3 protein-coding genes are annotated in these 3,053 nt (G+C 56.1%); 1 reads left to right on the top strand and 2 read right to left on the bottom strand.

The window, feature by feature from the left end; genetic code table 11:
* The first annotated feature begins 756 nt into the window (after positions 1-756).
* Positions 757-1,404 (top strand): hypothetical protein, encoded by a 648-nt coding sequence (locus tag EN742_RS29895; RefSeq protein WP_128333608.1) that lies wholly within the window; start codon positions 757-759, stop codon positions 1,402-1,404.
* A 531-nt stretch (positions 1,405-1,935) separates the two neighbouring features.
* Here EN742_RS29895 and EN742_RS29900 read toward each other — a convergent pair.
* Positions 1,936-2,139, bottom strand: a complete 204-nt coding sequence (locus EN742_RS29900) for a hypothetical protein (protein WP_128333609.1) — start codon at positions 2,137-2,139, stop codon at positions 1,936-1,938.
* A gap of 276 nt (positions 2,140-2,415) precedes the next feature.
* Positions 2,416-2,613: a hypothetical protein gene (locus EN742_RS29905; protein WP_127392578.1), complete on the bottom strand. Its 198-nt coding sequence runs from the start codon at positions 2,611-2,613 to the stop codon at positions 2,416-2,418.
* Positions 2,614-3,053: the final 440 nt, after the last annotated feature.

Below are 3,053 nucleotides of genomic sequence, written 5' to 3' on the forward strand. Positions count from 1 at the left end.
ACGTCGAACACAGGCGTGTCGTCATTGGCCGCAACGCGACCCGTCGCCTCGAAGGCGGCCTCCAGATTTTGCATTGATGTGCTCTGTTCCGAGAGGTCGCCCCACGCGACCGTTGCATTGTGCCGGCAATGCCGGCTGCCTGCCGCCTTGTGGCGGTCTTCTCCTTAAGGGGAAGGTGCGCCTCGATGGCCGCACGACTCGATGACACGGCTTATAGGCGAATTCGCCTAGAATGTCAATATCATGCGTTCTCGGCCAGCAAGATTGCTACATCTTGTGTTTCCGGGGCATCGATGCTAGTGTCCGAGCCAACCTCGAGCTCCAAATGACTCCGCCTTGGATAAGCGGAACCTCAAATGGCTACCCTTGAGGCCCGTGCCGGATCGGCGACGCACCCCGCGACAGGGACAAGTGGCGACGTACACCGGAATCCAACGGGGTCCGACGAACGCGGTTCGAAACGCTGACGCCGGTCCGATGCTGCCATGAAGGGCCGGGAAAATGTCCTTCGATGGTGCGCTAACCGCAACCCTCATGGGCTGCGCCGGCGTGGTCCGGAAAGGGCGTAAATCCCATGTGGAAACGCACCACTGTGACCATCAGCATTAAGATCAATCTCGCGGCCTGCCTCTTGGCAGTCGCCGCGATCCTGAAGGTCTTGATCTGAAAAACAGGGAGGCGCCGGGAGAAATCCCGGCGTCTTTCCTTTTTTTGAGACGGACAATTAGATGATGTCGTTGTTTCCGAGGGGCTCGCATGGAACTGGGTAAAATGGTGCGAGTGTTTCCGCGGTGGTACGAAGGCCGCTCAAGGTGGCAAAAACTACGAAATATCGGTGAGTCACCTGCCACTCGCCTGTCGGTGTTGATGCCCTTCGCCGGGTACCTCATCCTGCTTAATAACAAGATTGTCGACTATGCCGATATAGACCAAAGGTTTCACATTTTTGTCTCGCATACGCCGTGGCGTATCTATGCTTTTTACTATGGATCTTTCTTTGTCGGAATAGCGGCGGCCGTATACAGCGTAATGGTCCCCGCTTCGATAAAGAGTGCCATAAATGGAGCTGATTACTACAACAAATATGTCGGGTTTTATAGGGCACAGGCGACATTCAAGGCTCTCAAGTCGCACGTCGCGAAAAAGATAGAAAGTTCTAATTCTGCTCAGAAGCAGGTTATTAAGGCCATGAATACTGAATCAATTCTATCACATGCCGCTAAGGACGAGGCTGAATTTGATTCAGATTTAGCGGCTTTGGTGAGTGTTTTCTGGGCACTCGACGCGACATCACGTCTTCGGGTTAGAATCGTTGTCCGAATCCTTTTTGATCTGGGAGTATTTATCTTAGCCGTCCCTACGATCGCCACGTTGTTCGGCGTGTCTATATCGATATTTCGTTGACGCGGGGTGATTGCCCGACCCCATATTTTCAATTGGAAAAATGCGTACATTCCGGTTGCGACGGTAGGACAATTTCGGCCTCGGCCGAGATTGCCTAGGCCCCCCCCTTCGCGCGCGCTTGCGCGCACGCGCGCGAGTCACCGATTCCTGTATTTGCACTAGCGCCAGCCTTGCCGAACGGTATGACGCGCTGATTGATTTAGAGAGTTGAGGCGCCCCACCCTGCCTCAATGAAGTCCCGCCTCTGGGCTCCAGCTGACCGGCCAGCCGCCGAGGTCGTAACCGATGATCAACGTCCCTTTGCCGCCGGCGTCTTCCCACCTTGTCTTAGATGAATGGTGCGATTTGCAAAGGCTCTGGTGATTGAGCTCGTCGCGCTCGAGCGATAGGTCACCATTCGGTCGCCTGATATGGTCGACGTCAGTCGCAATCTCTACGATGCCAAGCGCCTTGCACCACTGGCACAGCGGCTCGAGCGCAAGCTGCCGCGGTCTGACGTGTTCACGCCAGACACGCGACTGCAGAAACGGTCTACGCATCGATGGGGTCCTCGGCGAATTGCGCCACCGTCTTTACGTTGGACTTGCGCTTCGCCATGTCCTCGACGCGAACCGCACCTTGAATGCACAGCAGCGATGCCGCGCCATCCGCGGTCATACCCATCGCACGCAGTTTGCTGATAGCGTCCTCAACAATCTCGCGCGCCTGGGTTTGCCTTGGGTCGATAGTGGTCATGCTGCTTTCTCCTTGGATCTGGTTGTCGTTGGCGGGTGCGGGGAGGCTTGGGAACCGCGGCGATGCAGCAACGTTGCTGGTCTCAACAAGGATTCAAATCGATGTTGAGATTGCTGATGTTTGGGCTGGCCGGTTACCTCGCCTTGCTGATTGTCCAAGAGAACTCGCGCGAGGCGGCTCAGAGTCCGCTTCGCGATGAAGAACCCGCACGCGGCACGCGTAGGTCGTCGCCGAGGCGTCGATCGGCGAAGCGCTGATTGTCCAGCGGCACCTTCTTCATGCGCGCCGCACGTACGTTTCGGTTTCCAGCATGCGGTCGCGGCCGTGTTGGGTTTCAACAATGAAGACCAACTCGCCGTCCCCATCCTTTGTCACGCCAATCACCCGGCACGGCTCCCATGGGCAGTCTAGGCCGCCCTTGTCGTTCTTGGTGAAGCGCTGGCGTTCAGCGGCGTACGATTCGATTGCAAACATTTCTGTGCTTTCATGGTTCTCTCCTCTGGTTGGTTGGTCTCGGTGAAATCGTCCGTTCGTCCGTTCCTAGGAAAAGGGTACGTACGTACGACGGTGGTTGGTGGTTAAAACCACCCACCACCAATGCTGTTTTTAGAGAAAAGCCGTACGGAGCGTACGGTTTGATTTCATTGAGCTTTTTGCCTGTTTTTGTTGAAGTCGTACGGGATTTCGTCCGTACGGACGATTTGCGGAAAAATGGCAAATCGAACCGATCGGTTCGTACGGAGCGTTTCGGACGATTTTAGTCGTCATCGCGGGCCCCGCTTCTCGCCACCATGGCAGCAATATTGCTGCTCACGTGACGCCGCTGGCGCACCTCGGTTGCGGCCACTTGGCCTGCCGCGGTTAGCGTCCATTTCTTGCGGGGCTCGTCATATGTGACGAGCTTCTTCTTGAGC

This window comes from Mesorhizobium sp. M4A.F.Ca.ET.020.02.1.1 (genome assembly GCF_004022645.1).
Lineage (GTDB): Bacteria > Pseudomonadota > Alphaproteobacteria > Rhizobiales > Rhizobiaceae > Mesorhizobium.

Bases quoted from the DNA above. Each gene is read 5' to 3' on its own strand.
- EN742_RS29895 (WP_128333608.1), top strand. From the start codon at position 757: ATGGAACTGGGTAAAATGGTGCGAGTGTTTCCGCGGTGGTACGAAGGC.
- EN742_RS29900 (WP_128333609.1), bottom strand. From the start codon at position 2,139: ATGACCACTATCGACCCAAGGCAAACCCAGGCGCGCGAGATTGTTGAG.
- EN742_RS29905 (WP_127392578.1), bottom strand. From the start codon at position 2,613: ATGTTTGCAATCGAATCGTACGCCGCTGAACGCCAGCGCTTCACCAAG.